At 68.9% G+C, this 24,766-nt stretch carries 23 protein-coding genes, 1 tRNA gene and 1 pseudogene; 12 read left to right on the top strand and 13 right to left on the bottom strand.

Annotated elements, in window-relative coordinates; genetic code table 11:
- Positions 1-78: 78 nt before the first annotated feature.
- Positions 79-153 (top strand) — tRNA-Gly (locus ACT4N3_RS04250).
- A gap of 64 nt (positions 154-217) precedes the next feature.
- Here ACT4N3_RS04250 and ACT4N3_RS04245 read toward each other — a convergent pair.
- From ACT4N3_RS04245 to hemC, 3 genes are read right to left on the bottom strand one after another with little or no spacing between them, the layout of a single operon-like run.
- Positions 218-1,153: a hypothetical protein gene (locus ACT4N3_RS04245; protein WP_444853965.1), complete on the bottom strand. Its 936-nt coding sequence runs from the start codon at positions 1,151-1,153 to the stop codon at positions 218-220.
- Positions 1,153-1,842 carry a uroporphyrinogen-III synthase gene (locus tag ACT4N3_RS04240; protein ID WP_444853964.1) on the bottom strand — a complete coding sequence of 230 codons (690 nt, stop codon included), beginning with the start codon at positions 1,840-1,842 and terminating at the stop codon, positions 1,153-1,155. Before ACT4N3_RS04240 ends, ACT4N3_RS04245 begins: the two co-directional genes overlap by 1 nt.
- A complete protein-coding gene (gene hemC, locus ACT4N3_RS04235) occupies positions 1,839-2,753 on the bottom strand; it encodes a hydroxymethylbilane synthase (RefSeq protein WP_444853963.1) in 915 nt (304 codons plus the stop codon). Before hemC ends, ACT4N3_RS04240 begins: the two co-directional genes overlap by 4 nt.
- Before the next feature lie 44 nt (positions 2,754-2,797).
- Here hemC and tsaD point away from each other — a divergent pair, with 44 nt between their 5' ends.
- Together tsaD and ACT4N3_RS04225 are read left to right on the top strand one after the other, a co-directional pair.
- Positions 2,798-3,832, top strand: coding sequence for a tRNA (adenosine(37)-N6)-threonylcarbamoyltransferase complex transferase subunit TsaD (tsaD, locus tag ACT4N3_RS04230; RefSeq protein WP_444853962.1), 1,035 nt, complete (start codon positions 2,798-2,800; stop codon positions 3,830-3,832).
- Positions 3,829-4,809, top strand: coding sequence for an NAD(P)H-dependent glycerol-3-phosphate dehydrogenase (locus tag ACT4N3_RS04225; RefSeq protein WP_444853961.1), 981 nt, complete (start codon positions 3,829-3,831; stop codon positions 4,807-4,809). Before tsaD ends, ACT4N3_RS04225 begins: the two co-directional genes overlap by 4 nt.
- A 139-nt stretch (positions 4,810-4,948) precedes the next feature.
- On the opposite strand, the gene ACT4N3_RS04220 is transcribed toward ACT4N3_RS04225, so the two are convergent.
- Entirely contained in the window at positions 4,949-5,122 is a 174-nt protein-coding gene (locus tag ACT4N3_RS04220) for a DUF1674 domain-containing protein (protein WP_444853960.1), read from the bottom strand.
- Positions 5,123-5,151: 29 nt separating this feature from the next.
- Here ACT4N3_RS04220 and ACT4N3_RS04215 point away from each other — a divergent pair, with 29 nt between their 5' ends.
- From ACT4N3_RS04215 to ACT4N3_RS04205, 3 genes are read left to right on the top strand one after another with little or no spacing between them, the layout of a single operon-like run.
- The gene (locus ACT4N3_RS04215; RefSeq protein WP_444853959.1) at positions 5,152-6,432 is read left to right on the top strand and encodes an RsmB/NOP family class I SAM-dependent RNA methyltransferase; all 1,281 of its coding nucleotides are present in this window, start codon (positions 5,152-5,154) and stop codon (positions 6,430-6,432) included.
- Positions 6,433-6,490: 58 nt separating this feature from the next.
- Positions 6,491-7,153: a ribulose-phosphate 3-epimerase gene (gene rpe, locus ACT4N3_RS04210; protein ID WP_444853958.1), complete on the top strand. Its 663-nt coding sequence runs from the start codon at positions 6,491-6,493 to the stop codon at positions 7,151-7,153.
- A 5-nt stretch (positions 7,154-7,158) separates the two neighbouring features.
- Complete coding sequence (locus ACT4N3_RS04205; protein ID WP_444853957.1) at positions 7,159-8,892, top strand: heparinase II/III family protein; 1,734 nt, start codon at positions 7,159-7,161, stop codon at positions 8,890-8,892.
- Here the strand turns inward: ACT4N3_RS04205 and ACT4N3_RS04200 are convergent, their stop codons facing one another.
- Positions 8,893-9,321: a cupin domain-containing protein gene (locus ACT4N3_RS04200; protein ID WP_444853956.1), complete on the bottom strand. Its 429-nt coding sequence runs from the start codon at positions 9,319-9,321 to the stop codon at positions 8,893-8,895.
- A gap of 47 nt (positions 9,322-9,368) precedes the next feature.
- Here ACT4N3_RS04200 and purH point away from each other — a divergent pair, with 47 nt between their 5' ends.
- Positions 9,369-10,958, top strand: a complete 1,590-nt coding sequence (purH, locus tag ACT4N3_RS04195) for a bifunctional phosphoribosylaminoimidazolecarboxamide formyltransferase/IMP cyclohydrolase (RefSeq protein WP_444853955.1) — start codon at positions 9,369-9,371, stop codon at positions 10,956-10,958.
- Between the two features lie 84 nt (positions 10,959-11,042).
- Positions 11,043-11,971, top strand: a pseudogene (locus ACT4N3_RS04190) (IS1595 family transposase).
- A 311-nt stretch (positions 11,972-12,282) separates the two neighbouring features.
- Here the strand turns inward: ACT4N3_RS04190 and ACT4N3_RS04185 are convergent.
- A complete protein-coding gene (locus ACT4N3_RS04185) occupies positions 12,283-12,948 on the bottom strand; it encodes a hypothetical protein (protein WP_444853954.1) in 666 nt (221 codons plus the stop codon).
- 111 nt (positions 12,949-13,059) lie between these two features.
- Here ACT4N3_RS04185 and ACT4N3_RS04180 point away from each other — a divergent pair, with 111 nt between their 5' ends.
- Positions 13,060-13,200 (top strand): hypothetical protein, encoded by a 141-nt coding sequence (locus ACT4N3_RS04180; protein WP_444853953.1) that lies wholly within the window; start codon positions 13,060-13,062, stop codon positions 13,198-13,200.
- Positions 13,197-13,691: a GNAT family N-acetyltransferase gene (locus ACT4N3_RS04175; protein ID WP_444853952.1), complete on the top strand. Its 495-nt coding sequence runs from the start codon at positions 13,197-13,199 to the stop codon at positions 13,689-13,691. The genes ACT4N3_RS04180 and ACT4N3_RS04175 overlap by 4 nt, the downstream gene beginning before the upstream one ends.
- Before the next feature lie 84 nt (positions 13,692-13,775).
- Here the strand turns inward: ACT4N3_RS04175 and ACT4N3_RS04170 are convergent, their stop codons facing one another.
- Positions 13,776-16,565, bottom strand: a complete 2,790-nt coding sequence (locus ACT4N3_RS04170) for a TonB-dependent receptor (RefSeq protein ID WP_444853951.1) — start codon at positions 16,563-16,565, stop codon at positions 13,776-13,778.
- Positions 16,566-16,775: 210 nt separating this feature from the next.
- Positions 16,776-18,362, bottom strand: coding sequence for a lysine--tRNA ligase (locus tag ACT4N3_RS04165; RefSeq protein WP_444853950.1), 1,587 nt, complete (start codon positions 18,360-18,362; stop codon positions 16,776-16,778).
- A gap of 37 nt (positions 18,363-18,399) precedes the next feature.
- Here ACT4N3_RS04165 and ACT4N3_RS04160 point away from each other — a divergent pair, with 37 nt between their 5' ends.
- Positions 18,400-21,096: an ATP-dependent DNA helicase gene (locus ACT4N3_RS04160; RefSeq protein ID WP_444853949.1), complete on the top strand. Its 2,697-nt coding sequence runs from the start codon at positions 18,400-18,402 to the stop codon at positions 21,094-21,096.
- Positions 21,093-21,620, top strand: coding sequence for a SixA phosphatase family protein (locus ACT4N3_RS04155; RefSeq protein ID WP_444853948.1), 528 nt, complete (start codon positions 21,093-21,095; stop codon positions 21,618-21,620). Before ACT4N3_RS04160 ends, ACT4N3_RS04155 begins: the two co-directional genes overlap by 4 nt.
- On the opposite strand, the gene ACT4N3_RS04150 is transcribed toward ACT4N3_RS04155, so the two are convergent.
- From ACT4N3_RS04150 to rpmF, 5 genes are all read right to left on the bottom strand, one after another.
- A complete protein-coding gene (locus ACT4N3_RS04150) occupies positions 21,617-21,991 on the bottom strand; it encodes a MerR family transcriptional regulator (RefSeq protein WP_444853947.1) in 375 nt (124 codons plus the stop codon). The two genes, ACT4N3_RS04155 and ACT4N3_RS04150, sit on opposite strands and share 4 nt — an antisense overlap.
- 16 nt (positions 21,992-22,007) lie before the next feature.
- The gene (locus tag ACT4N3_RS04145; RefSeq protein ID WP_444853946.1) at positions 22,008-22,331 is read right to left on the bottom strand and encodes an integration host factor subunit alpha; all 324 of its coding nucleotides are present in this window, start codon (positions 22,329-22,331) and stop codon (positions 22,008-22,010) included.
- Between the two features lie 106 nt (positions 22,332-22,437).
- Positions 22,438-23,397 carry a beta-ketoacyl-ACP synthase III gene (locus ACT4N3_RS04140; protein WP_444853945.1) on the bottom strand — a complete coding sequence of 320 codons (960 nt, stop codon included), beginning with the start codon at positions 23,395-23,397 and terminating at the stop codon, positions 22,438-22,440.
- Positions 23,394-24,440 (bottom strand): phosphate acyltransferase PlsX, encoded by a 1,047-nt coding sequence (plsX, locus tag ACT4N3_RS04135; protein ID WP_444853944.1) that lies wholly within the window; start codon positions 24,438-24,440, stop codon positions 23,394-23,396. The genes ACT4N3_RS04140 and plsX overlap by 4 nt, the downstream gene beginning before the upstream one ends.
- A gap of 31 nt (positions 24,441-24,471) precedes the next feature.
- Entirely contained in the window at positions 24,472-24,651 is a 180-nt protein-coding gene (gene rpmF, locus ACT4N3_RS04130; protein ID WP_444853943.1) for a 50S ribosomal protein L32, read from the bottom strand.
- Positions 24,652-24,766: the final 115 nt, after the last annotated feature.

Below are 24,766 nucleotides of genomic sequence, written 5' to 3'. Positions count from 1 at the left end.
CTTGGGGCTTGCCGGGTTGAAAGGCCCATGCTAGCAGCCCGCGCCTTACCCGGACCGGCCCCGCCGGTCACGCCGAGAGCGGGCGTAGCTCAGGGGTAGAGCACAACCTTGCCAAGGTTGGGGTCGAGGGTTCGAATCCCTTCGCCCGCTCCAGCGCGACACGCGCAGATCCAGCGAAAGCAAGCAGCCCTGTGGTGCGCCCGGCAGACGCGGTCGATCAGCGCGCTTGATTGCCGACCGGCGCGGCGGCCGGTGCCGGCTGGGCCTGAGCGGGCGGCGCAGCCTGTGCCTGAGCCGGTGCCAGCCGCGGCTCCACCAGCGCCGCCGTCTCTATCGCATCGAGCGCGCGCCGCGCGGTCACATAGCGTCGCGCGCGCATGATCCAGTCGCGGCCATGCTCGCGGCCCGGCATGCGCAGCACCTCGGCGAGCGCGACCTCGGCCTGGCCGGCTTCGAGCCGGCTGGTGGCGCGACGCAGCCGCTCGGCCGGCTCCGGCGAGGGCGTATTCTCGCGCCGCACGGTGATCAGGCTGCCGAGCTCGACCATGAAGGCGTCCCACCAGCCCTGCTCGGGGCCGGCGCCGATCAGCGCCGGGCCGATCTCCTGCAGCCCGACCTGCAATTCCTGCAGCGTCACCGGCTCGCGCGCCGCGGCGATGATCATCCCCACCGCCTGCGGCTGGCTCTCGCCGAAACGCTGACGGAGCAATGCCTCCAGGAAGCCCAATGAGACGCCGCGATCAATCGCGCGGCGCGCGGCGAAGGCGACGAGCAGCCCCTCCGCCCGATCGGCGTCGCCGCTCGCCGTCCGCGCCTCGCTGCCGACCTGGCCGAGCCTTTGCTCCAGCGCCGCCACGCGGCGCGCGATCTCGGGGTCGATGACGATCGGCGTCTGGCCCGACGGCGCGACGGCCGGCGCGGCCCGCTGTGGCGTGGGCGCGGTCGTCTCGGGCTGCGGCGCGGCCATGACGACCGACGGCGGCTCGGGCGCGATGCCGAGCACGCGCGCCCCGGCTTCCCAGCGGGAAAGCAGCCAGCCCATCGCGCCCAACCCGAGCAGGAAGCAGAGCAGAGGCACGCCGAGCCAGACCAGCCAGCGGCGGCGCGGCGGCTCCTCGGCGGCGGGCGGAACGGGATCGTAGACGGCGGGCATCAGTCTTCCTGCGCCACTGTCTGGCACAGCTTGGCGGCAAGGGCCAGCAAGGCATGGTCGCGGGGCTCGGCCGCGACCGCCACCTGCCGCCAGCCGCTCCCGGCCGCGCGCGCGGTCCGCGGGCTGATCGCGGCCACTGCGATGCGGGACCGATCGCCCACGAGCGCGCCGAACAGGCGCGCGGCGCGGGCGGAATGGAGCAGCGCCACCGCGTCTCCCGCCAAAGCGGCTTCCGCGTGCGGCGGGAGCGCTTCGACAGCCTGGGCTTCATAAACGGGAATACGGACGATCCGCATCTCGGCCGGTTCCAGCGTGACATGATCCGCGCCGCAAGGGTGAAGCGCGCGCGCGATCCCCCCAGCCTCCATCGTCATCAGCAGGGCGACGCCATCCTCGGGGCCGATCCGCACATCGGTGAAACCGGCGTCGCTGGCTGCCGCCGCGGTCGCCTCGCCCACCGCGTAACAAGGCAGGCCGAGAAAGGCGGAAAGACCGGCCCCGGCGCGCCGCGCCGCATTGGCGCTGGTCAGCATGATCGCGTCGAACTCGCCGGCGGCAGGCGGCTCCCAGGCAAGCGCGTGCACCGTGAATAGCGGCGCGACGATCGGGTACAGGCCCAGCGTTTGGGCGCGCGCGGCGGTTTCGTTGGCGCCCGGCTGCGGCCGAAGGATGAGGAGCGGAAGCGTCACCGGCCGAACATCGCGCGCAAGGCCGGGCTGGCCCGGACGAGCAGGTCGCTGGCGAGATCAGCCGGTGTTGCGCCATCCGCCAGACGGATCGATCCGACGCAGACCTCGCGCCCGTCCGCGCTCAGAATTTCGGCGTCGAGCCGCACCGCGCCGCTATCGATCTCGGCGCGGGCGGCTACGGCGGAATGGCAATCCCCTCCCAAAGCGGCGAGCAGGGCGCGTTCCGCGTGGACGCAGCGGCTGGTCGCCTCATCGTCGATCGCGGCGAGCAATGGCCGCAGGTCCGCGCGCGCCGCCAGCATCTCGACCCCGATCGCGCCCTGCGCCGGCGCCGAAAGCAGATCATCGAGCGGCGCGCCGTCCGCGATGCCGAGCCGGTCCAATCCCGCAGCGGCGAGCAAGATCGCCGCGATCTCGCCCCGCGCGACTTTGGCCAGCCGCGTCTGGACGTTGCCTCGGATCGGCACGATGCTGAGGTCTGGCCGCCGCGCCAGCAGCTGCGCGGCGCGGCGCGGCGAGGAGGTGCCGACCACTGCGCCGTCAGGCAGATCGGCAATCCGCCCCGCCCCGATCAGCCGGTCGCGCGGATCGGCGCGCGGCAGCATCGCGGCGATGGCGAGGTCGTCCGGCCGGATCGTCTCGACATCCTTCATCGAATGGACCGAAACATCGGTCCGCCCGTCGAGCAGGGTCTGATCGAGTTCCTTGGTCCACAAAGCCTTGCCGCCAATCTCGGCGAGCGGTCGGTCCTGCACGACATCGCCGGTGGTGGTGATCGGCACGATCTTGATCGCCGCCTCATCCCAGCCATGCGCGGCGCGGAGCGCAGCCGCGACCATCTCCGCCTGCGCCAAGGCGAGCGGCGAACCGCGGGTGCCGATGCGCAAGGGTCGGTCGGGTATCCGGGTCATGCCGCGCTTGTGCTAGACGCACAGCGGGTGGCAGGGAAGCGGTCGTGAGCCTGATCCTCGGCATCGAATCGAGCTGCGACGAGACCGCGGCGGCGCTGGTGACGTCGGACCGGCGCATCCTCGCGCACCGGCTGGCGGGGCAGGCGGCGGCGCACGCGCCTTATGGCGGCGTCGTGCCGGAGATCGCGGCGCGCGCCCATGTCGAGATTCTGCCGCGGCTGATCGAGGAATCGCTGGCCGAGGCGGGGGTGTCCCTCGGCGACGTCGACGGCATCGCCGCGACCGCGGGCCCAGGGCTGATCGGCGGCGTGATGGTGGGGCTGGTGACGGCGAAAGGGCTGGCGCTGGCGGGCGGCAAGCCGCTGGTCGCGGTCAATCATCTCGAGGGCCATGCGCTGTCGCCTATGCTCGCCGATCCGGACCTCGCTTTCCCCTATCTGCTGCTGCTCGTGTCGGGCGGCCATTGCCAGCTGCTGCTGGTCAAGGGCGTCGGCGATTACCGCCGCCTGGCGACGACGATCGACGACGCCGCCGGCGAGGCGTTCGACAAGACTGCGAAATTGCTCGGCCTCGGCCAGCCCGGCGGGCCGGCGGTCGAGGCGGCGGCGCAGGCCGGCGATTCCGGCGCGGTGCCGCTGCCTCGGCCCCTGGTCGGCTCGGGCGAGCCGCATTTTTCCTTCGCCGGTCTGAAAAGCGCGGTGCTGCGCGCCAAGGAAAGCGGCCGCCATGCCGACGCCGACATCGCCGCCTCCTTCCAGCAGGCGGTGGTGGATTGCCTGGTCGATCGCACCCGGCTCGCGCTGGCGGCGGCGGACGAGGCGAGTGCGCTCGTCGTCGCCGGCGGCGTCGCGGCGAACCAGCGCATCCGCTCGGCGCTGCAGGCGCTCGCGACCGATCATGGCCTGCTTTTCGTCGCGCCGCCGCTCTGGTTGTGCACCGACAATGCCGCGATGATCGGCTGGGCCGGCGCGCTACGTTACGAGGCCGGCCTCACCGATCCGCTCGACGCGCCGGCCCGCGCCCGTTGGCCGCTCGATCCCGAGGCCGAACGGGCGCGGGGCGCGGGGGTGAAGGCATGAGGATCGGCGTCATCGGCGGCGGCGCCTGGGGGACGGCGCTGGCCCAGGTCGCGGCGGCCGGTGGCGAAGAGGTCTTGCTCTGGGCGCGCGAGTCGGAGGTCGTCGTATCGATCAACGCGACCCGTGAAAACACCCTGTTCCTGCCCGGCCTGACTCTCTCGCCGGCGATCCGTGCCGTGGCCGATCTCGCCGATCTTGCCGATCGCGATGCCTTGCTGGTCGTGACCCCGGCCCAGCATCTGCGTGCGGTGCTCGCCGGCCTGCCGCCTTCCGACGCGGCATTGGTGCTTTGCGCCAAGGGGATAGAGGCCGGCAGCGGCCTGCTGATGCACGAGGTCGCGCACGAAGCGCGGCCGCAAGCGCCGCTCGCCGTGCTGTCCGGGCCGACGTTCGCGCATGAGGTGGCGGCCGGGCTGCCGGCGGCCGTGACCCTGGCGAGCGCCGACGCCGCGCTGGCGGAGCGACTGGCGGCGCGCCTCGCCCGGCCGCATTTCCGGCCCTACCAGTCGCTCGACGTGCCCGGCGCCGAGGTCGGCGGCGCGGTCAAGAACGTGCTCGCCATCGCCTGCGGCGTGGTCGAGGGGCGCGGGCTGGGGCTGAACGCCCGCGCCGCTTTGATCTCGCGCGGTTTCGCCGAGATGACCCGCTTCGGCCTCGCCAAGGGCGCGCAGATCGAGACGCTCGCCGGCCTCGCCGGGCTCGGCGATCTCGTCCTCACCTGCTCGTCGGAAAATTCGCGCAATTTCAGCCTCGGCAAAGGGGTCGGCGCCGGCGGGCGCGCCGCCGATCTGCTTGGGCAGCGGCGCACGGTGGCGGAGGGCGCGGCGACAGCGCCGGTGCTGGCCGAGGCGGCGGCGAGGCTCGGCGTCGACATGCCGATCGTCGATGCGGTCAATGCGCTGCTGTCGGAAAGGGTTTCGGTGGACGCGGTTGTCGAGCGCCTGCTGGCGCGGCCGCTCAGGAGCGAGGGCGTCTGATTGTCAGCCCGCAGCGACGAGCGTGAGCCCGGCAATGAGGACGACCAAGCCGGCGAGGAGCCAGATCCACCGGGGCGGCGGCCATGACATCCAGAAGATGGTGTCGCGCAATCGGCCCATATCGCTTCCCCCGGCCCGCTCAGAAATCCCAGGCGATGCCTTTGTTCTCCCAATCGCCATAGCGGGTCGGCTCGCGCCCCTTGGGCCCGCCGCTCTCGTTCGAGGCTTCGGCCGGCGCTGGCTCGGGCACCGGCGGGCTTTCCGAGAGATAGTCGGGCGCTTTCACGTGCGGCGGGCGCGATCCGGGCTTCATTCCCGGACGTTTCGGCGCAAGAGAGGCTGATGGCAAGACCGCGCACCCGATCCGCCCCGCGCATGGCCGACCCGCCCGGCGTTCCGGCGCGGCGCGCGGCGCTGCGCCTGATCGATGCGGTGCTGCGCCAGGGCCTGCCGCTCGAGGCGGCGCTGGACCGCGCTGCCGCCGATCTCAAGAAGCCCGAGGATCGCGGCCTCGCGCACGCCATCGCGGCCGAGGCGCTGCGCCGCCTTCCCGATCTCGATGCGCTGATCGATCGCGCCACAGCGAAGCGGCTGCCGGACGATGCCAAGGCGCGCACGACGCTCCGGATCGCGCTCGTCCAGGCGCTGGCGATGGGGATGCCTCCCCACGCCGCGATCGCCACCGCTTTGCCCCTGGTCGATGGCGGACCGCGCCGGCTGGTCCATGGCGTGTTCGGGACGGTGATGCGCAAGGGCTGGACGCTGCCCGATCCGCCGCACCTGCCCGAAGGCGTGGCCGCGCGCTGGCGCGACGCATGGGGCGAAGAGGTGGTCGAGGCGGCACGCTGGCTGATCGCCGCCCCGCCGCCGGTCGATCTCTCTTTCCCGGCCGCGCCGGGGGACAGTCTATTGACTGTCCCCGCCTCGAAGGGGGCACCGAATATGGTGTCCCCCCAGGGCTTAAGCCTGCTGCCTGGCCATCTCCGCCTGCCCGCAGGAACCCGCGTGCCGGACATCGAGGGCTATGCGGAGGGCGGCTGGTGGGTTCAGGACATCGCCGCCTCGCTTCCGGCGCGGATGCTCGGGCCGGGCGATGGCCGGACCGCGCTCGATCTGTGCGCCGCGCCGGGCGGCAAGGCGATGCAGCTCGCCGCCGCCGGCTGGCGGGTGACCGCGGTGGATGCGTCGGAGAGTCGTCTTGCGCGACTTTCCGCCAATCTGGCGCGGACCGGGCTGGAGGCGGAGATCGTCACGGCTGACGTCATGACGTGGACGCCGCCGGGCCCGATCGACGCGATCCTGCTCGACGCGCCCTGCTCGGCGACCGGGATCTATCGTCGCCATCCCGACGTGCTGCACCGCGTCCGCCCTGCGGCCATCGCCGCGCTGGCCGGGATGCAGCGCGCGATGCTGGCCCGCGCCGCCCGTTGGCTCCGGCCCGGCGGCGGCCTCGTCTACGCGGTCTGCTCGCTCGAGCCCGAAGAAGGCGAGCAGGTGATCGAAGCCTTCCTCGCCGCGACCCCGGGCTTCCATCTTGCCGACCAACGCCGCGTCCTGCCCGGCGAATGGCTGGATGAGGGCGGCGCGGACGGCTTCTTCACGGCACGGCTCGTCCGCGATTAGCGGGGGATAACTCCGCCCTTTTCTTGCGGGGCGACTCGCGGCGTCATAGGGTTAACCCGTGCAGCAGCCGGTCCGCATCGCGCCTTCGATCCTCTCGGCCGATTTCGCCCTTCTCGGCGAGGAGGTCCGCGCGATCGACGCCGCCGGCGCGGACTGGATCCACGTCGACGTGATGGACGGTCATTTCGTGCCGAACCTGACGATCGGCCCGGCGGTGGTGAAGGCGCTGCGCCCGCACACGGCCAAGCCGTTCGACGTCCATCTGATGGTGTCGCCGGTCGACAACTGGCTGGAGCCGTTTGCGGAGGCCGGCGCGGATACGATCACCGTCCATCCCGAGGCGGGGCCGCATCTCCACCGCACGATCCAGCGGATCAAGGCGCTCGGCAAGCGCGCCGGCGTCTCGCTCAATCCGGCGACGCCGGCCAAGGCGCTCGATTATGTGCTGGAGGAGGTCGATCTCGTGCTGGTGATGAGCGTCAATCCCGGCTTCGGCGGGCAGGGGTTCATCGATAGCCAGCTCGCCAAGATCGAGGCGATCCGCAATCGGATCGACAAGCTCGGCAAGGCGATCGACCTCGAAGTGGACGGCGGCGTGGATCGCGAGACCGCGCCCCGCGCCATCGCCGCCGGCGCCGACGCGCTGGTGGCCGGCACCGCGACCTTCCGGGGCGGGCCGGACGCCTATGCCGCGAACATCGCGGCGCTGCGCGGGCCATGAGCCGGATGGACCCGGTCGAAGTCGACGACGGCGAGACCGAGATCGCGCCGGGCCGCAGGCTGATCCGGGTCGACGACGCCGGCCAAAGCTGGTTCGGCCGGATGGGCTACCGGCTCCAGCGCTTCATGTGGCGCACGCCGATCCATCAGGTGCGGCTGCGCGGCAAGATGCCGTTGCGGCTCGTCGCGGTGCCGAAGGATCCGGTGGCGGGCGACAAGGCGCGCGGCGAGGCCTTGCTGGCCGGCCGTTTCGTCTGGCGGGACGGGGAGCGGGGGCTCGACGAGCTGGATTTCGCCGACGCCAGTCTCCCCGCCGATCTGGTCGATCACCTCCAGTCCTTTGCCTGGCTGCGCGATCTGGCCGCCGCGGCCACGCGCGAGCACGGCATGAAGACGGCCGAGGCGGTGATGCGCCGCTGGCTGGCCGTGCATGGCGAGCAGGTGTCGGAGCCGGCCTGGCGCGCCGATCTCGCCGGCCGGCGCACGCTCTTCTGGCTCGCTTACGCCCCCTATATCCTCTCGGCCCGCGATCCGGTCTATCGCTCGGCGGTGTTGCGCGCGCTTGCCCGCGGCGCGCGCCATCTGGAGCGGACGGCCGACCGCGCGCCTCTCGGCGTCGGCCGGATCGCCAGCTGGGCCGGGGTGATCGCTTCGGCTTTGGTGCTCCAAGGCGGGCCGGCGCGGCTGGCGTCGGGCGAGGCCGGCCTGGCGCGCGCGCTTCGCCTCTCGCTGCACGACGATGGCGGCCTGATCAGCCGCTCGCCGATCCAGCAGGTCGATCTTGTCGAGACTTTGGGCCAGCTGCGCGCCGTCTATTTCGCCGCCCGGCGCGACGTGCCGGGCTGGCTCGGCGAGGCGCTGGGCGCCGCCGCGGCGGCCTTGCTCGCGGCGACCCTCGGCGACGAGGCGCTGTCGAGCTGGCAGGGCGGCAACATGGCCGATCGCCGCCGCGTCGCCGCCGCGCTGGACGCGGCCGGCGGCGAGGTGAGGCCGCTCCGGCGCGCGCGGGGCTGGGGCTATCAGCATCTGCAAGCGCGCACGACTGTCCTCGTCTTCGATGCCGCTCCACCGCCGCCCAAGCGCGCGCTCGCCGGCGGCGCGGCCTCGACCCTGGCGTTCGAACTCAGCGACGGCCCGCACCGGCTGATCGTCAATTGCGGCGGAGAAGGGACGGCGCGCGGCGCGTTGCCCATGGAACTCGCTTTCGCGCTCAGGACCACCGCCGCATGCTCGACGCTGACGCTGGGCGACAAGAACTCGACCGCGATCCACGAGGATGGCTCACTGGGCAAGGGCGTGGGCGAGGTCGAGGCGTCGCGCGACGACACCGGCGGCGCGCCGCGCGCCGAGGCGTGTCATGACGGCTATGCGCGGCGCTTCGGCCTGGTCCACGAGCGGCGGCTTGCCCTCAGCGCCGACGGCCGCCAGCTTTCCGGCGAGGACCGGCTGTTTCCCGCGGCGCGGCGGCGGCGGAAGTTGGACGTCATTCCGGTCGCGGTGCGCTTCCATCTCCACCCGGCGGTCGAGGCGATCACCACCGCCGACGGCCAGGGGGCGTTGCTTCGCCTGGCTGGCGGCGGGGTCTGGCAGTTCCGCTGCCGCGGCGGCCGGCTGGAGATCGAGGACAGCGTCTGGATCGACGGCGCGGCCCGCCCGCACGCCACCCTGATGCTGGCGATCGCGAGCGAAGCGCCGGCCGACGGCATGACCATCTCCTGGGAGCTGGCGCGGGCGCGCTGATCAGTTCGGGCGTCGGATCAGGTTGGTCTGGCCCGGCGGAACATGATCGATGACGATGATCCGTACCGGCTCCGCGCCCACGACCTGAGCCTCATGCCATTGGCCGATCGCTTCGATCACCGCCTCGCCAGGCCCGAACTCGCGGACCAGTCCCGCCTCCTCGTAGCGGACCCGAAGCCGGCCGCTCTCGACGATCGCATAGCGCGGCCAGGGATGGCGGTGCATCGGCAATGCGCCGCCGGCCGGAATTTCGGTGCGCGAAATCACGACCTCGAGCGCGGGCGCCGGCATGGCGATCGGCTGACCGGTGATTGTCGAGGAGGCGCGATTGAGAATGGTGGTTTGCGGTGGCGAAGCCTCCTGGCCGGCGGCCGAGACCGCGACCGGCAGCGCCATCAGCAAATATGTGGCGCCTAGCATCTTGCTCATCGTCCTCTCCCTCGACATGGCTCGTCGCTGCTTTGAAGGGACGAGAAGTGACCGAGGTCAAGATCAGGCGCGCTTTGCTGTCGGTGTCGGACAAGACCGGGCTGGTCGAGTTGGGCCAGGCGCTTGCGCGCCATGGCGTCGAGCTGGTTTCTACCGGCGGCACCGCCAAGGCGCTGCGCGAGGCCGGTCTCGATGTGCGCGACGTCTCCGATCTCACCGGCTTTCCGGAGATGATGGACGGGCGGGTGAAGACGCTTCACCCAAAGGTCCATGGCGGCCTGCTTGGCGTACGCGACGATCCGGCCCATGCGGCGGCGATGGCCGAGCATGGCATCGGCGCGATCGATCTGGTGGTCGTGAACCTCTATCCCTTCGTCCAGACCGTGGCGCGCGGCGCGGATCGCGACGCGATCATCGAGAATATCGATATCGGCGGACCGTCGATGGTCCGCTCGGCGGCGAAAAACCACGCCTTCGTCACCATCGTCACCGATCCGGCCGACTATGGCGATCTGATCGCGGCGCTGGATGCGAATGACGGCATGACGTCACTCGATCTTCGCAAACGACTGGCAGCGAAGGCTTTTTCGGCGACCGCGACTTATGATGCGATGATCGCGAGCTGGTTCGGCTTCGCCGACCAGCGCCAGCTTTTCCCGGAAACGCTGCCGCTGATCCTGAAGCGGGGCGCCGAGTTGCGCTATGGCGAGAACCCGCACCAGCAGGCGGCCTTTTACGCCCATGTCGGTCCCGCCGCACCCGGCATCGGACAGGCCGCCCAGGTCCAGGGCAAGGCGCTCAGCTACAACAATTACAATGACGCCGATGCGGCGCTGGAGCTGGTTGCCGAGTTCCGCGACGCGCCCCCGACCTGCGTCATCGTCAAGCACGCCAATCCGTGCGGCGTCGCGACCGCCGCGACGCTGGCCGAGGCCTATCGGGCCGCGTTCGAATGCGACCCCGTCTCCGCTTTCGGCGGTATTATCGCGCTGAATCGGCCGCTCGACGGCCAGACCGCTGAAGCGATCGCCGCCATCTTCACCGAAGTCGTCGTCGCACCCGATGCCAACGAGGCGGCGCGCGCCGTCTTCGCGGCGAAGAAGAATCTGCGCCTGCTGCTCACCGGTGCGCTGCCTGATCCGGAGCGGGGCGGGCTGGCCATCAGGTCGATCACCGGCGGCTGGCTGGTCCAGTCGCGCGACAATGGCCGGATCGATCCGGCGGCGCTGCGCGTGGTGACGAAGCGCGCGCCGACCGCGCAGGAACGCGCCGATTGCCTGTTCGCCTGGACAGTCGCCAAGCATGTGAAGTCGAACGCGATCGTCTATGCGAAGCATGGCGCCACCGCCGGGATCGGCGCCGGGCAGATGAACCGGCTCGAATCCGCCCGTATCGCCGCCTGGAAGGCGAAGGAAGCGGCGGAGAAAGCGGGCTGGAGCGCCCCGCGCACGATCGGCTCCGCGGTTGCCTCGGACGCCTTCTTCCCCTTCGCCGACGGGCTGCTGGCCGCTGCGGAGGCGGGCGCGACGGCGGCGATTCAGCCGGGCGGCTCGATCCGCGACGAAGAGGTGATCGCCGCCGCCGACGCAGCGGAGCTCGCGATGCTCTTCACCGGCATGCGCCACTTCCGCCACTGACCCTGAGGCAAAAGAAAGGGCGATTATATACTTTGCAAACACGGACAGGTTTTGCTATGAGAATCGGGCAAGGAGCAAGCCCGAATGTCCGTTCTTTCCCGCCCTGAATTTCACGACGAAGCCAAGGCTTTCGAGCACCTAGAGCGCATCATCTGGGCGGACGGTCGAGCCTGCCCGCATTGCGGCGGCGTGGACCGGATCACGAAGGTGACGGCCAATCCTGAGAAGCGCATCCGGCTCGGCCTGTGGCGCTGCGGCGACTGCAAAAAGCAGTTCACGGTCAAGGTCGGGACCGTTTTCGAGCACGCCCGCCTCCCGCTGAACAAGGCCCTTCAGGCGGTCTATTTGATGACCAGTTCCAAGAAGGGCATTTCGGCCCATCAGCTTCATCGCATCCTAGAGGTCACTTACAAAACCGCTTGGTTCCTCGCCCATCGCATCCGCGAAGCCATGCGCTCGGGCGACCTTGCCCCGTTTGGCGGCGCTGGCGGGATCGTCGAGGTCGACGAGACTTTCATCGGCCAGAAGAAGGGCGCTGAGAAGAAGCGCGCCTTCCACCATAAGATGAAGGTGCTGGCGCTGGTTGACCGCTCGACCGGGCGGAGCCGGGCGATGGTGGTGGACAACGTTTCCGCCGCTCACATCGTGCCGATCGTCCGCGACAACATCGCTGCTGAGGCGCACGTCATTACCGACGAAGCCAACCAGTATCGGCACCTTCAGAACGATTTCGCCGCCCATGATTTCGTCTCGCATGGCCGGGGCGAATATGGCCGGGGCGAGGTCCACACCAACACCATCGAAGGCTATTCTCGATCTTCAAGCGGGGCATGAAGGGCGTCTATCAGCACTGCGGCGAGAAGCATCTTCACCGTTATCTGGCCGAGTTCGATTTCCGATATTCTAACCGTGCCGCCAACGGGATCGACGATCACGAGCGTTCCGTTGAGGCCATGCGCGGGATCGTCGGCAAGCGTCTCACCTATAGCAGCACTAGTCGGGGAGCCGCTTAAGCCGGAGGCGGTCGGGCGCAGTCGGAAGGGCTATCAGCGCTGGCACACCAAGTCGCACCGGCAGCCCGAGCCTAGACGTGGACGCCAGTTGAAGCTGCCGCTATGATCGACACCGACTAGCAGTCCGTCGCACCAGCGATTGAAGCCGTCGATCCCGATAGGGCTCGGCGGCTTCTCGCTGTCGGTGGACCTACCGGGAATCGAACCCGGAGCGTCTGGACTAGCAGTTCCGCCGCCGCACCAAGCTAGGCCCGCAGACGGGGCGTAGCTGGGCGAAAATTCGCGGGCTAAATCGCGGCGTTATTCGCGGATCATTTTCCGCGAATTGGCGGTTTTCCGCGCTTTCCGGGGCCTCGTAATTCGCGGAACTTTGCGAGGAACACGTCGCGCCCGATGCCATTGTCCGGATAACAGGCGCGGATCGCAGCAAGCGCCTTCATCTCGGTTGCGCCATCTGCCCACGTTTCTAGGTAGAGGCGAGCGAACCGCTCCATTTCGGCGGCCGCAAGGGGCTTGCCCCGTTCTATCTCCTCATCACTATCTTCTACCGGCTCGGCTTGCAGATAGCCCTCAAACTCTCGGGCGAAGCTCGTCGGCTCGATCCGCACGTCCTTGAATGTGGCGATAATCGTGGGACTCTCGTCGCGGGGCCGATCGTCCAGGGTGACAACATAGACCAGTTGAATCGGTGGCGTGTCGTCGAAGGTTATGTCGCCGGTCACCCAGAAGTCGCGGTCGCCAATATTGAAAGGCTCGGCCCAAAATCTCGGGTCAATGGGGCTTAGGCTGATGCGCTGGACCCCTCGGCGATCTCGGATGATGGCACTGCGCGCATTAGCAATGATCGAGCCATCCGCGATCCGCCCGATTATCGCGTTTCGCTTCGTCTTGAACGGCCAATCGGCCGGCAGCCGCTCTAGGGCGTCCTTCGGCTTCAGCCATTGCGCAAAGTCAGCATCCGATGGCCTGTCCGCCATTCACCCCCGCTCCGGTCGGGCTCCGGTGTGATGGCGCGCTTGTCGGATGGCCGTCCTATCCCCGCAAATGCGCGTTTGGACCAACCGGCCTCGAAATGCTAGAAGGCGGGCATGGACACGCCGACGCCCAGCCAAAGCGACAAGTTCAAGGCCGCCGCCCGCGAGCATGAGTGCGACGAAGACGAGGCGCGCTGGGATGAGCGGCTGAAAAGGATCGCGACACAAAAGCCCAAGGACGACAAACCAGAGTGACTTCCGCGTTGCAAGTCCGGCTCGCCAATCCCAACGACGCCTCCTCAATCTGGAGCATAATCGGCCCAACGATCCGCGCGGGAGAAACCTACGCTCTGGATCGAGACATGCCGGAAGATGAAGCGCTGGCCTATTGGCTGGCGCAAGATCGGGAAACCTTCGTGGCCGAAGTGGGAAAAGGGATATTCGGCACCTACTACCTGCGCCCCAATCAGGGCGGCGGGGGCAATCATATCTGTAACTGCGGGTATATGACGAGCGCCGCCGCCTCTGGCCGTGGCATTGCTCGCGCGATGTGCCTGCACTCTCTGGAGCGTGCGCGGGAGCGAGGCTTCAAGGGTATGCAGTTCAACTTCGTGGTGAGTACGAATGAACGCGCGGTCCGATTATGGGAGGCGCTCGGCTTCGGAATCGTCGGGCGTCTACCCCTCGCATTTCGTCACCCGTCACTCGGTTACGTGGATGCGCTTGTGATGTTCCAAGCTCTGTAGGTGTGTTTGCAATCTATACAATCGCCAAAGAAAGGGGCCCCGCCGTCGCCGGCGAGGCCCCTGCTTTTTCCGTTCGCTGCCGGCTCAGAAGCGGAAGCGGCCGGTAATGCCGAACGTCCGCGGCTCGGCCAAGAAGCTGGCGAACAGCTGGTTGGCGGTGCCGAAACCTCCGGGCCCCTGGAACGCCTGCACCTGGGCGCGGCTGTTGCCGCCCTGGAAAGGCGCGTTGAACGCCACCTGCTGATAGTCGGTGTCGAACAGGTTTTGCGCCCACAGCTCGACCGACCAGCGCTGGTTGGGGCCGCGGATGCCGATGCGGGCATTGACCAGCTCGTAGGCGTCCTGCTCCTTCTCGGGGAACAGGTCGGAGCCGGTGTTGTAGTTCGAGCTCAATCGCGCATCGACGTAGAATAGCGCCGAAAGGTTCGTCCCGGGGATCGGCGGCGTCCAGGCGATCGATCCGGTCACGACCGTCGAAGGCGCGTTGGACAGATTGTCGCCGGGCAGCAGGAACAAGGCCGAATCGAGCGGCGTGCCGGTGTCCCGGCCGACCAGATCGTCGCGGTAGCGCGTGTTGGCCCATGTGACGCCGCCAGTGATCTGGAGGTGCGGCGCCGGATTGATCACCGCCTCCACCTCGATGCCGGTGGTCAGCACGCCGGGCGCGACATCGTCCGCCGCGCAGGCGCCGGTCGTGTTGCTGGCGTCGGAATCGGTCGTGCCCAGATCGGCGCCACAGCCATTGATGTTCTGGACCAGGAAGACCGAGCCGTTGAACGTGTTCAGCTGGAAGTTGCTGAACCTCTGGTGGAAGGCCGCGATGTTGATGAGCCAGTTGCGGCCGGTATATTTGAAGCCGAGCTCGAAGGCGTCCACCGTCTCCGCGTCGAACTGGAGGTTGGCGGTGTTGAAGCCGGCGTTGCGGCCGCCGAACTGGCGTGGATCGCCCGGCGCGAAGATCGGCGAGCCGAGCGCCGAACGATCGAGGTTGAAGCCGCCCGCCTTATAGCCATGGCTGTAGCTGGCGTAGAGCAGGACCCGGTTGTTCGGCCGGAAGGAAAGCACGCCGGTGCCCGTCCATTCGTCCTCGTCGCGCTCGTCGACCAGGTTGAGCGCGTTCAGCGAGCTCGACGAATTTCCCTGGCAGGTCAGGTTGACGATGCCCGCGGCGAGCGGCTGAAGCGCCGCCGGAAGCGCCGCCGCGCCGCCGGTGAGGAAGGGGGAGAAGAAGGCCTGCTGCGTCGGGCAGATCGTGTTGTTGTTGTTGAAGGTGGCCGAGAAATCCTTGTTCTCGCTGGTGTAGCGGAGGCCGATCGTGAGGGCGAGCTGATCGGTGATGTTGAAGATGTTGTGGGTGAAGATCGCCCAGTTGCGGCTGTCCTGGAAATAATTGGCGTTGTTGTCGCCGACATTGTTGACCGTGCTGAGGCGATCGAGTCCGGCGAGGATGATCGGCGCCGCGGCGCCGAACGCGCCGGTCAGGGTCGCACGGCCGGCGGGACTCATGCAGCCCGGCAACGCGGGGTTGCGCAGCGCCGGGTTCGGACTGACGTTGGCGACCAGCCGGCAGGAGGCGAAGGCGCCATATTGGGTGCCGAAGCGCAGATTGTCGCGGACCTGCAGGTCTTCGCTGGCGAAATAGGCGCCGACCAGCCAGTCGAGCCGGCCGCCGAACGCCTGGCCCTGGAGCCGAAGCTCCTGGGTGAAGGTCTCGAAGCGACGGAAGGCGTTGCCGTCGTCTGCCCGGAACAGGATGTCGACATTGTTATAATCGACGTCGCCCGGTTGCTCGGAACGGTAGCGCCGATAGGCGGTGATCGAGGTCAGCCGCGCGCCGCCCAGATCCCAGTCGACCTGGGCCGACGCGCCCCAGTCGCGCGTGTCGCCTTCATAGGTGCGGCCGGGCGTAATCGAGATCAGCCGGTTGTACGGGTTGCCGACGGAAGGCAGGACCCCGCCCAGGCTGGCCAAGATGTCGACGATCCGGTTGCCGCTCGGCGAGCCGCCTTCGCCGGGCAGCCGATAGGCGAAGTCGCCGTTGACGACAGTCGGCGTCGGATCATAGGTTTCGCGCGTCTCGACATAGACCGCGCCGCAGCAGGATTCCTCGCGTCGCGAATAGTCGCCGATGATCCGGATCGAGAGATCGTCGCTCGGTTCGAACAGGAGCTGGCCGCGAACGAAAAAACGGTCGCGATTGTTGACCTGGCTCTCTGTCCCGCCGGTCGGATTGACGACGTCGTAAAAGCCGTCGCGGCGGACATAGACCGCGTCCAGCCGGGCGGCGAGCTGCTGGGTGATCGGTCCGGTAATCGCCGCCTGCCCGCGGATATAATCATAATTGCCGTAGGTCACTTCGGCCATGCCGCCGAACTCGAACCGGGGCCGCTGCGTGATGACGTGCAGCAGGCCGGCCGAGGCGTTGCGGCCGAACAAAGTGCCCTGCGGGCCGCGCAACACCTCGATGCGCTCCACTTCGCCCAGCTCGTTGAGGCCGATGCCCGAGCGCGAACGGTAGACGCCGTCGATGAATACCGCGACCGAGCTTTCGAGGCCCGGATTGTCGCCGACGGTGCCGATGCCGCGGATACGCACCGAGCCGTTCGCCTCGGTGCCGGTCGAGGAGACGAGCAGCGACGGGGCGAGCTGGTTGAGCTGCCTGATGTCGTTCGCGCCGCTGTTCTGCAGCGATTCCGAGTTCACCGCGGAGACGGCGAGCGGCACGTCCTGGAGGGGCTGGCGGCGGCCTTGGGCGGTGACGACGATCGCGTCGTCATTCTCGGCGGTCTGCGCCGGCTGCGCTCCACCCTGCGCATAAGCCGGAGTCGCCAGCGCGGTCAGGCCTGCGGACAGCAGCCAAAAGGTCTTCGACATGCACCCCTCCCAAGATATTGGTTTGTTTGCGGCGAGGCTAATCCGCTTGGGATCGTTCCGCCAGCCGAAAAACGGCAGTTTCCCGCCATGCTCGATGCCCTTATTGCAAAGGAGCAACAGGTTGGTTGCAATAGGAAACCTTAATTTCCGCCTGCCGCTACGGCAAGGCCACTTCCTCCGCGGCATGACTTGCGGTCGGATTGGCGGGCGCTAAGGCCGATCAGGACGACCAAGCGCTTCGGCGATCAGCTTGCGCGTATTGTCGATCCCGTAAAGCGCGATGAAGCTGCCCATGCGCGGCCCCTGACTGGTGCCGAGCAGGGTTTCGTAGAGCGCCTTGAACCAGTCGCGCAGATTTTCGAACGGGTGCGCCTTGCCGACCTCGTAGACTTCGGCCTGGATCGTTTCGGCGTCGCCGTCCTCGGCCAAGGCCGCGAGGCGGGCATCGAGATCGCGGAGCGCCGTCGCCTCCACCTCGCTCGGTGGCCGGTGGACGAGCGAGTCGGCGATGAAGTCGCGAAAATAAGCGAGCGCGAAGTCGAGCCTCCGGTCGAGTTCGGGATGCGTCTCGGGTGAGGCTTCGGGGCAGTAGCGGCGGACGAAGCCCCACAGCAAAGCCTTGTCGTCGGTCGAGGCGACGGCGACGAGGTTCAGAAGCAGCGCGAAGCTGATCGGCATCCGTGCGGGTGGCGGGGCACCGGCGTGAACATGGTGGACCGGGTTGCCGAGCTTCTTGTCGATCTCCTGCGCCGGGTAGGCGGCGAGGAACTGGTCATATTCGTCGACCGCCTTGGGGATGACCGAGAAGCTGAGCTGCTTTGCCTTCCTCGGGTCGCGATAAATGTAGAAAGCGAGGCTCTCCTCGGGCGCGTAGGCCAGCCATTGGTCGATGGTCACGCCATTGCCCTTGGTCTTGGAGATCTTCTCGCCATTCTCGTCGAGGAACATCTCGAAATGGAAGCCCTCGGGCGGCCGCCCGCCGAGGATCCGGGCGATCTTCGAGCTCTGCGTCACCGAATCGATCAGATCCTTGCCCGACATCTCGTAATCGACGTCGAGCGCGACCCAGCGCATCGCCCAATCGACCTTCCATTGCAGCTTGGCGCCACCGGAGAGGATCGATTGCTCGATCCGCCCGCCCTCGTCCTCGAACGCCACCAGGCCGGCCTTCGGATCGAGAACCTCGATCGGAACTTGCAGCACCGCACCGCTTGTGGGGCTGATCGGCAGCACCGGCGAATAGGTCTTGCGCCGCTCCTCGCCGAGCGTCGGCAGCATCACGCCCATGATCGCGTCATAGTGGCGCAGTACCGACTTCAGCGTCTCGTCGAACCGGCCGGCGCGATAGCATTCCGACGAAGCGATAAACTCGTAATCGAACCCGAACCGGTCGAGAAACTGGCGCAGCAGCGCATTATTGTGGTCGGCATAGCTCGCATGGCCGCAGCCGAACGGGTCCGGCACCTTGCTCAGCGGCTGATCGAGATGCGCGTGCATCATATCCTGATGCGGCACGCCCGGCGGCACCTTGCGCATCCCGTCCATGTCGTCGGAAAAGGCGATCAGCCGGCTCGGCCAGTCGACCAGCTCGGTCAGCGCGTGGCGGACCATCAGGGTGCGCGCCACCTCCTGGAAGGTGCCGAGATGCGGCACGCCCGAGGGGCCGTAGCCGGTCTCGAACACGATCCCGCTCGCCGGCGGCCCGTCCGGATGGCGCTTCAGCAGCTTGCGTGCCTCTTCATATGGCCAGGCCTTGCTGACCTTTGCGGCTTCGCTGAGGATGTCGCCGAGCGCCACTGTTGTCCTTTCGTTCCGGCCGGTCCATGCGAGGCGGATGGCGGGCTCATTGCCCTATCCGGCGCTGCACGCAACCCATGCGGGCATCTGGCTGGCCCATGGCGACGGCCGGATTGAGGCGATCGGGCGCGGCGCGGCGATCGCACGGGCGGCGGAAACGCCGCTGATCCTGCTCAACGCGCCGCTGGTCGGCAGCCGGCTCGGCTATCCGGAGCTGAACGGGCTCGATCTGCTCGAATTGTTCGCCGTCGTCCATCCGGCCCGCTTCGCCGTTCCGACGCCGAAGGGGATCGCGGACGCGCTCGACCTTCCCGTGCCGGCGGATGATGCGGCGGCTGCTTCTTTCCTGCGCGATGCGGCGGCGAAGCTGCTGGCGACGCTGGAGGGCGATTGGCCGGAGCGCGAGGGCGCCTGGGCTTCGGCGCAGGCGCTGCACCGGCTGCGCTGGTCCTGGGCGGCGGCGGTTTCGGCCCGGCTGGCTCGCCCGGAACGCGACGAGCGCTGGCTCTTCTCGCGCCTGCCGGAATGGGAGGAGGCAAACGCACGCGGCCAGCCGCGCCCGGTGCGAGTGGAAGGCGAGGCGGCCCTGGCCAGATTGGAGACGCTCGTCGGCGCGAAGGCCGAGCCGCGCGAGGGCCAGCGCGCTTTCTCCGCGGCCGCCACGCAAGTCTTCGCGCCGCGTTCCGACCGCCACCGGCCGAATCTGCTGCTCGCCGAGGCCGGCACGGGGATCGGCAAGACGCTGGCCTATCTCGCTCCCGCTTCGCTGTGGGCGGCGGAGGCGAACGGGGCGGTCTGGGTGTCGACCTACACCAAGGCGTTGCAGCGCCAGCTCGACCGCGAGGGTGCGCGTCTTTTCCCCGATCCCGAGGAGCGCAAGCGGCGGATCGTGATCCGCAAGGGGCGGGAGAATTACCTCTGCCTGCTCAACCTGGAGGACGCGTTGCAGGGCGGCTTCGCCGGCCGCGCCGCAATCCTTGCCCAGCTCGTCGCGCGCTGGGCCGCTTACACGAAGGATGGCGACATGGCGGGCGGCGATCTGCCCGGCTGGCTGACCTCGCTCTTCCGCCGGGCCGGCGCCACCGCGCTGACCGACCGCCGCGGCGAATGCGTCTATGCCGGCTGCCCGCATTACCGGAAATGCTTCATCGAACGCGCGACGCGGGCCAGCCGCGACGCCGACCTTGTCATCGCGAACCATGCGTTGATGATGGTCAATGCGGCCCGGGCGCGAGAGGAAGGCGTGGCGAGCCGGATCGTTTTCGACGAGGGCCATCATCTCTTTCAGGCGGCCGATTCGACCTTCGCCGCGGCCCTCACCGGGCAGGAGACGATCGAGCTCCGCCGCTGGATCATGGGGCCGGAGGGCAAGAGCCGCGGCCGGCGGCGCGGCCTCGCGGCGCGGCTGATGGACGTCGCCTCTTATGACGAAGCCGGCGCGGCGGCGCTGGACGCGGCGGTTGTGGCGGCGGGCGCGCTGCCTTCGGACGGCTGGCTCCAGCGTCTCGCCGAGGGCGCGCCCTTCGGACCGGCAGAAGCGCTGCTCTCAGCGGTCCGTGCGCAGGTCTATGCCCGCGCCACCGCGCAGGACGCGGGCTATGGGTTGGAAACCGAGCTCGCCGAGCCGGACGCGAGTTTGATCGAGGCCGCGGCAGGGACCGCTGAGGCGCTGGAGCGGCTGCACCGGCCATTGGTGGCGCTGGGCGGCCGGCTTGAAGCGGTGATCGAGGCGGCGCCGGACTGGCTCGACGCGCAGGCGCGGGCGCGGGTCGAGGGGGCGATCGGCGGCCTCGCCTGGCGCTGCCAGACGCTGGCCGGCTGGATCGCGCTCGCGGCCCGGATCGGTGGGCCGGCCGATCCGGATTTCGTCGATTGGCTCGCGGTCGACCGGGTCGAGGGGCGCGAATATGATGTCGGCCTCCACCGCCACTGGCTCGACCCGACCCGGCCGCTCGCCGAAACGGTGCTGAAGCCGGCCCATGGCGTGCTCGTCACCTCCGCGACCCTGCGCGATGGCGAGGATTGGGCGAGCGCCGAGGCGCGCACCGGCGCGGCGCATCTCGGCGCCCCGGTCGAGCGCTTCGCCACGCCGAGCCCGTTTGACTATCCCACGAACAGTGAAGTGCTGATCGTCACGGATATCAGGAAGGGGGATATACCGGCGCTGGCCGGTGCCTATGCCCGGCTGATCGAGGCGGCCGACGGCGGCGCGCTCGGCCTGTTCAGCGCGATCCAGCGGCTGCGCGCGGTGCAGGCGCGGATCGGCGACCGGCTCGCCCGCGCCGGCCTGCCGCTCTTCGCCCAGCATGTGGACCCGATCGACACCGGCACCTTGGTCGACATCTTCCGCGACGATCCGCGCGCCAGCCTGCTCGGCACCGATGCGCTGCGTGACGGCGTCGACGTACCCGGCGAATCGCTCCGGTTGGTGATCATGGAAGGCGTCCCCTGGCCGCGCCCGACGGTGCTCCACGCGGCCCGGCGGGCGGCGGCCGGCTCAGGCTATGACGACCGGCTGGTGCGCGGTCGGCTCGCCCAGGCCTTCGGCCGGCTGATCCGCCGGCAGGACGATCGCGGCGTCTTTGTTCTGCTCTCCGCTGCCACCCCGTCGCGCCTGCTTGGGGCCTTCCCGCCTGGCGTGCGGGTCACGCGGCTGCCGCTCGACGAAGCGATTGCGCGCGTGAGGGCGCTGCTCGCGCCGGCCGATGCGGCGGCCGATAGCGTCGAAGCATGAAGACGCTGTTCCTACTCCGTCACGCCAAGTCGGACTATCCGGCGGGCGTGCGAGACTTCGACCGTCCGCTCAACTCGCGCGGGCGAGGGGCGGCGCTGGCGATGGGGCGTGAACTTCGTCGTCTCGGCCTCGCCGCCGACCATATCCTCGCCTCGCCGGCGGCGCGGGTGGTGGAGACGCTGGCGCTGGTCGCCGAGGGCTATGGCGGCCGGATGGCGGTGAATTTCCACGAGGATCTCTATCTCGCGCCGCCGGAAACGCTCCTCGCCTTCATCCGCGAGACGGCAAATCGGTACCAGCGGCTGCTCATCGTCGGCCACAATCCGGGCTTCCAGCAACTCGCCTTGCGGCTCGGCATGGCAGGCCCGGAGCATGATGCGATCACCGCCAAATATCCGACAGGCGCGCTGACCGAGATCGAATTGCCCATCGAGCGCTGGTCGTCGCTCAAAAAGCCGGGCCGGATCGTCCTTTTCCTCCGGCCGCGCGATCTGCAGGACGGGTCCGAAGCGGACGAGGATTAGGCGTCGGCGGCGAGCGCGTCCGCCAGTGTGCGGCGGATCGTGCGCAGCTCCTCCAGCGGGAAGGCGGCGTGCTGGGCGGACGGCGTCGCCGCGACCGGCTCCGGCGCCGCTTCGCCGTTGCTCTTCCGGTTGAGCAATTGCTGGACGCCGCGGATCGTATAGCCTTCCTCGCTCAGCAGGCGGTGAATGCGGCGCGCCAGCGCGACATCGTCCGGCCGGTAATAGCGGCGGTTGCCGGCCCGCTGCAGCGGCTTCAGCTGCGGGAAACGCGTCTCCCAATAGCGCAGGATATGCTGCGGCAAGCCAAGCTCGGCGGCGAGCTCGCCGATCGTCCGGAAGGCCTGGTCGCTCTTGCCTCCGAGGCTCGCCACAGGAGCGCCCTCGCCCCTAATCGCCCTGGGCGATCCGCTCGCGCATGATCTGGCTAGCGCGGAAGGTCAGCACCCGCCGCGGCGCGATCGGCACCTCGACTCCGGTCTTGGGATTGCGGCCGATCCGCTGGCCCTTGTCGCGCAGGATGAAGCTGCCGAAGCCCGAGACCTTGACGTTCTGCCCGTTCGCCAGCGCCGCGCACATATGGTGCAGGACGCGCTCGACGATGCCGGCCGAATCGGTCCGCGACAGGCCGATTTCGCGATGGACGAGGTCGGCGAGGTCGGCGCGGGTCAATGTGCCCGCATTGGGCTTTCGGATCATCCCTGCGTCCGCCATCACAGTCCCCCTGAAGCGTCTTCCCGTTGCAATAGAGCAGCTTGAGCGGCAGCGCAACGCGGCTGTTACGCCGCCGCAATGAGGGACCGATGGTCGGTCTGGGTCCTTAATAGCGGACGACCGCCGCACCCCAGGTGAAGCCACCGCCCATCGCCTCCAGCACGAGCAGGTCGCCGGCCTTGATCCGCCCGTCGCGCACCGCCGTGTCGAGTGCCAAGGGAACGGACGCGGCGGACGTGTTGGCGTGCCGGTCGACGGTGACGATCACCTTTTCCGGCGCAAGGCCGAGCTTCTTCGCGGTGGCGTCGAGGATGCGCTTGTTGGCCTGGTGCGGGACCACCCAGTCGATCTCGCCAATCTCGAGCCCCGCCGCGGCGAGCGTCTCGCCGAGCACGTTGGCGAGGTTGACGACCGCATGGCGGAAGACCTCGCGGCCCTGCATGCGCAGCTTGCCGACCGTGCCGGTGGTCGAGACGCCGCCATCGACATAGAGGAGGTCACCCTGCCGCCCGTCGGCATGAAGCCGGGTCGCGAGGATGCCCTGATTCTCGCCTTCCACCGCCGAGAGCACGACCGCGCCGGCGCCGTCGCCAAACAGCACGCAGGTCGCCCGGTCCTCCCAGTCGAGGATGCGGCTGAACGTCTCGGAGCCGATCACCAGCGCATGATCGGCCATGCCGCCCTTCACCATATTGTCGGCGACTGACAGTGCGTAGAGAAAGCCGGTGCACACCGCCTGCACGTCGAAGGCGATGCAGTCGTTGATGCCGAGCATCGCCTGCACGCGCGTCGCGCTGGCCGGGAAGGTCTGGTCGGGCGTCGCCGTGGCGAGGACGATGAGGCCGATTTGGTCCGCCTCCAGCCCGGCCGCGGCAAGCGCTTTCTGCGAGGCCTCGGTGGCGAGCGTCGCCGTCGTCTCGCCGTCGCCGGCGATGTGGCGCGCTTCTATGCCGGTGCGCTCGACGATCCATTCGTGGGTCGTGTCGACCCGCTCCGCCAGCTCGGCATTGGTCACCCGCCGCGCCGGCAGCGCCGATCCGGTGCCGGCGATCCGCGAGCGCCTCATGCCGCCTCTCCCTCGGCGGCGCGGGCCGAGACGTTGGCCAGATCCTCGGTGATCTTGCGGGTGATGTCCTCGCGCACCATTCGCGCCGCGACGCGGATCGCGTTGGCGACGCCCTTGTCGGTCGCGCTGCCATGGCTCTTCACGACGAGGCCGTTGAGGCCGAGGAAGACCGCGCCGTTGTGGTTGTTCGGGTCGAGATGGTGGCGGAGCAATTCGGTCGCCGGGCGCGAGATCAGGAAGCCGATCTTCGAGCGCACCGAGCTGGTGAAGGCGCGCCTGAGCAGGTCGGTGACGAACCGCGCCGTCCCCTCGAGCGATTTCAGGGCGATATTGCCGGAGAAGCCGTCGGTGACGATCACATCCACGTCGCCGCGCGACAATTTGTCGCCCTCGACGAAGCCCTCGAAGCGCATGTGCAGATGGTCCGACGCGCGCAGGATCGCGGCCGCGGCCTTGAGCTCGTCCGTGCCTTTCAGCTCCTCGGTGCCGATATTGAGCAGCTGCACCCGCGGCCGCTCCAGCTCCAGCACCACCCGCGCATAGGCCGCGCCCATGACCGCGAACTGGACGAGATTGTCGGTGGCGCAGTCGGGGTTGGCGCCGAGATCGAGCATCACCACGTCATTGTCGCCCAATGTCGGCAGCAAGGCGGCGAGCGCCGGGCGGTGGATGCCCGGCATGGTGCGAAGCGCGAGCTTCGCCATCGCCATCAGCGCGCCGGTATTGCCGCCGGAGACCGCCGCCTGGGCATCGCCCTCCTTCACCGCCGCGATGGCGCGGCCCATCGAGGTCGTCTTCGCGCGGCGGATCGCCTGGCTCGGCCTGTCGTCGCCGGAGATGACGTCGGGGCAGTGCACGATCTCGCTGACGCGGGCGAGCGAGTCATGCCGATCGAGCACCGGCCTGACCGCCGCCTCGTCGCCGAACAGCAGGAAGCGAAGGTCGTCGCGCCGGGCCAAAGCCAGCGCCGCGCCGGCGAGCATCACGTCGGGGCCGGTATCGCCGCCCATCGCGTCGATGGCGATCCGCGGCGCGGTTCCCAATCCAGCTCTCCCCTGAAGATGCGGGGCTGTCTTACGCCTCGGTCTTCAGGATTTCACGCCCCTTATAATGTCCGCAGCTCTGGCAGACATTGTGCGGCAGGCGAAGCTCGCCGCAATTGGGGCATTCCTGGAACTGGGTGACCTTCAGCGCGTCGTGGCTGCGGCGCATGTTGCGTTTCGACGGCGAGGTTTTTCTCTTGGGGACGGCCATGTGCCTGTTCTCTCAAAATCTTCAGATCGACGATGCGAGCGCCGGGGCTGGGCGGCGGTATGGCCGCCGGCTGCTGGCCGTCTGCTCTCGCGCGAAGCGGCGGGCTATAGCGATT

It is taken from the genome of Sphingosinicella sp., from assembly GCF_052388015.1.
In the GTDB taxonomy this organism is placed as follows: Bacteria; Pseudomonadota; Alphaproteobacteria; order Sphingomonadales; family Sphingomonadaceae; genus Allosphingosinicella.
This window is presented reverse-complemented; position numbering and strand designations above follow the sequence as displayed.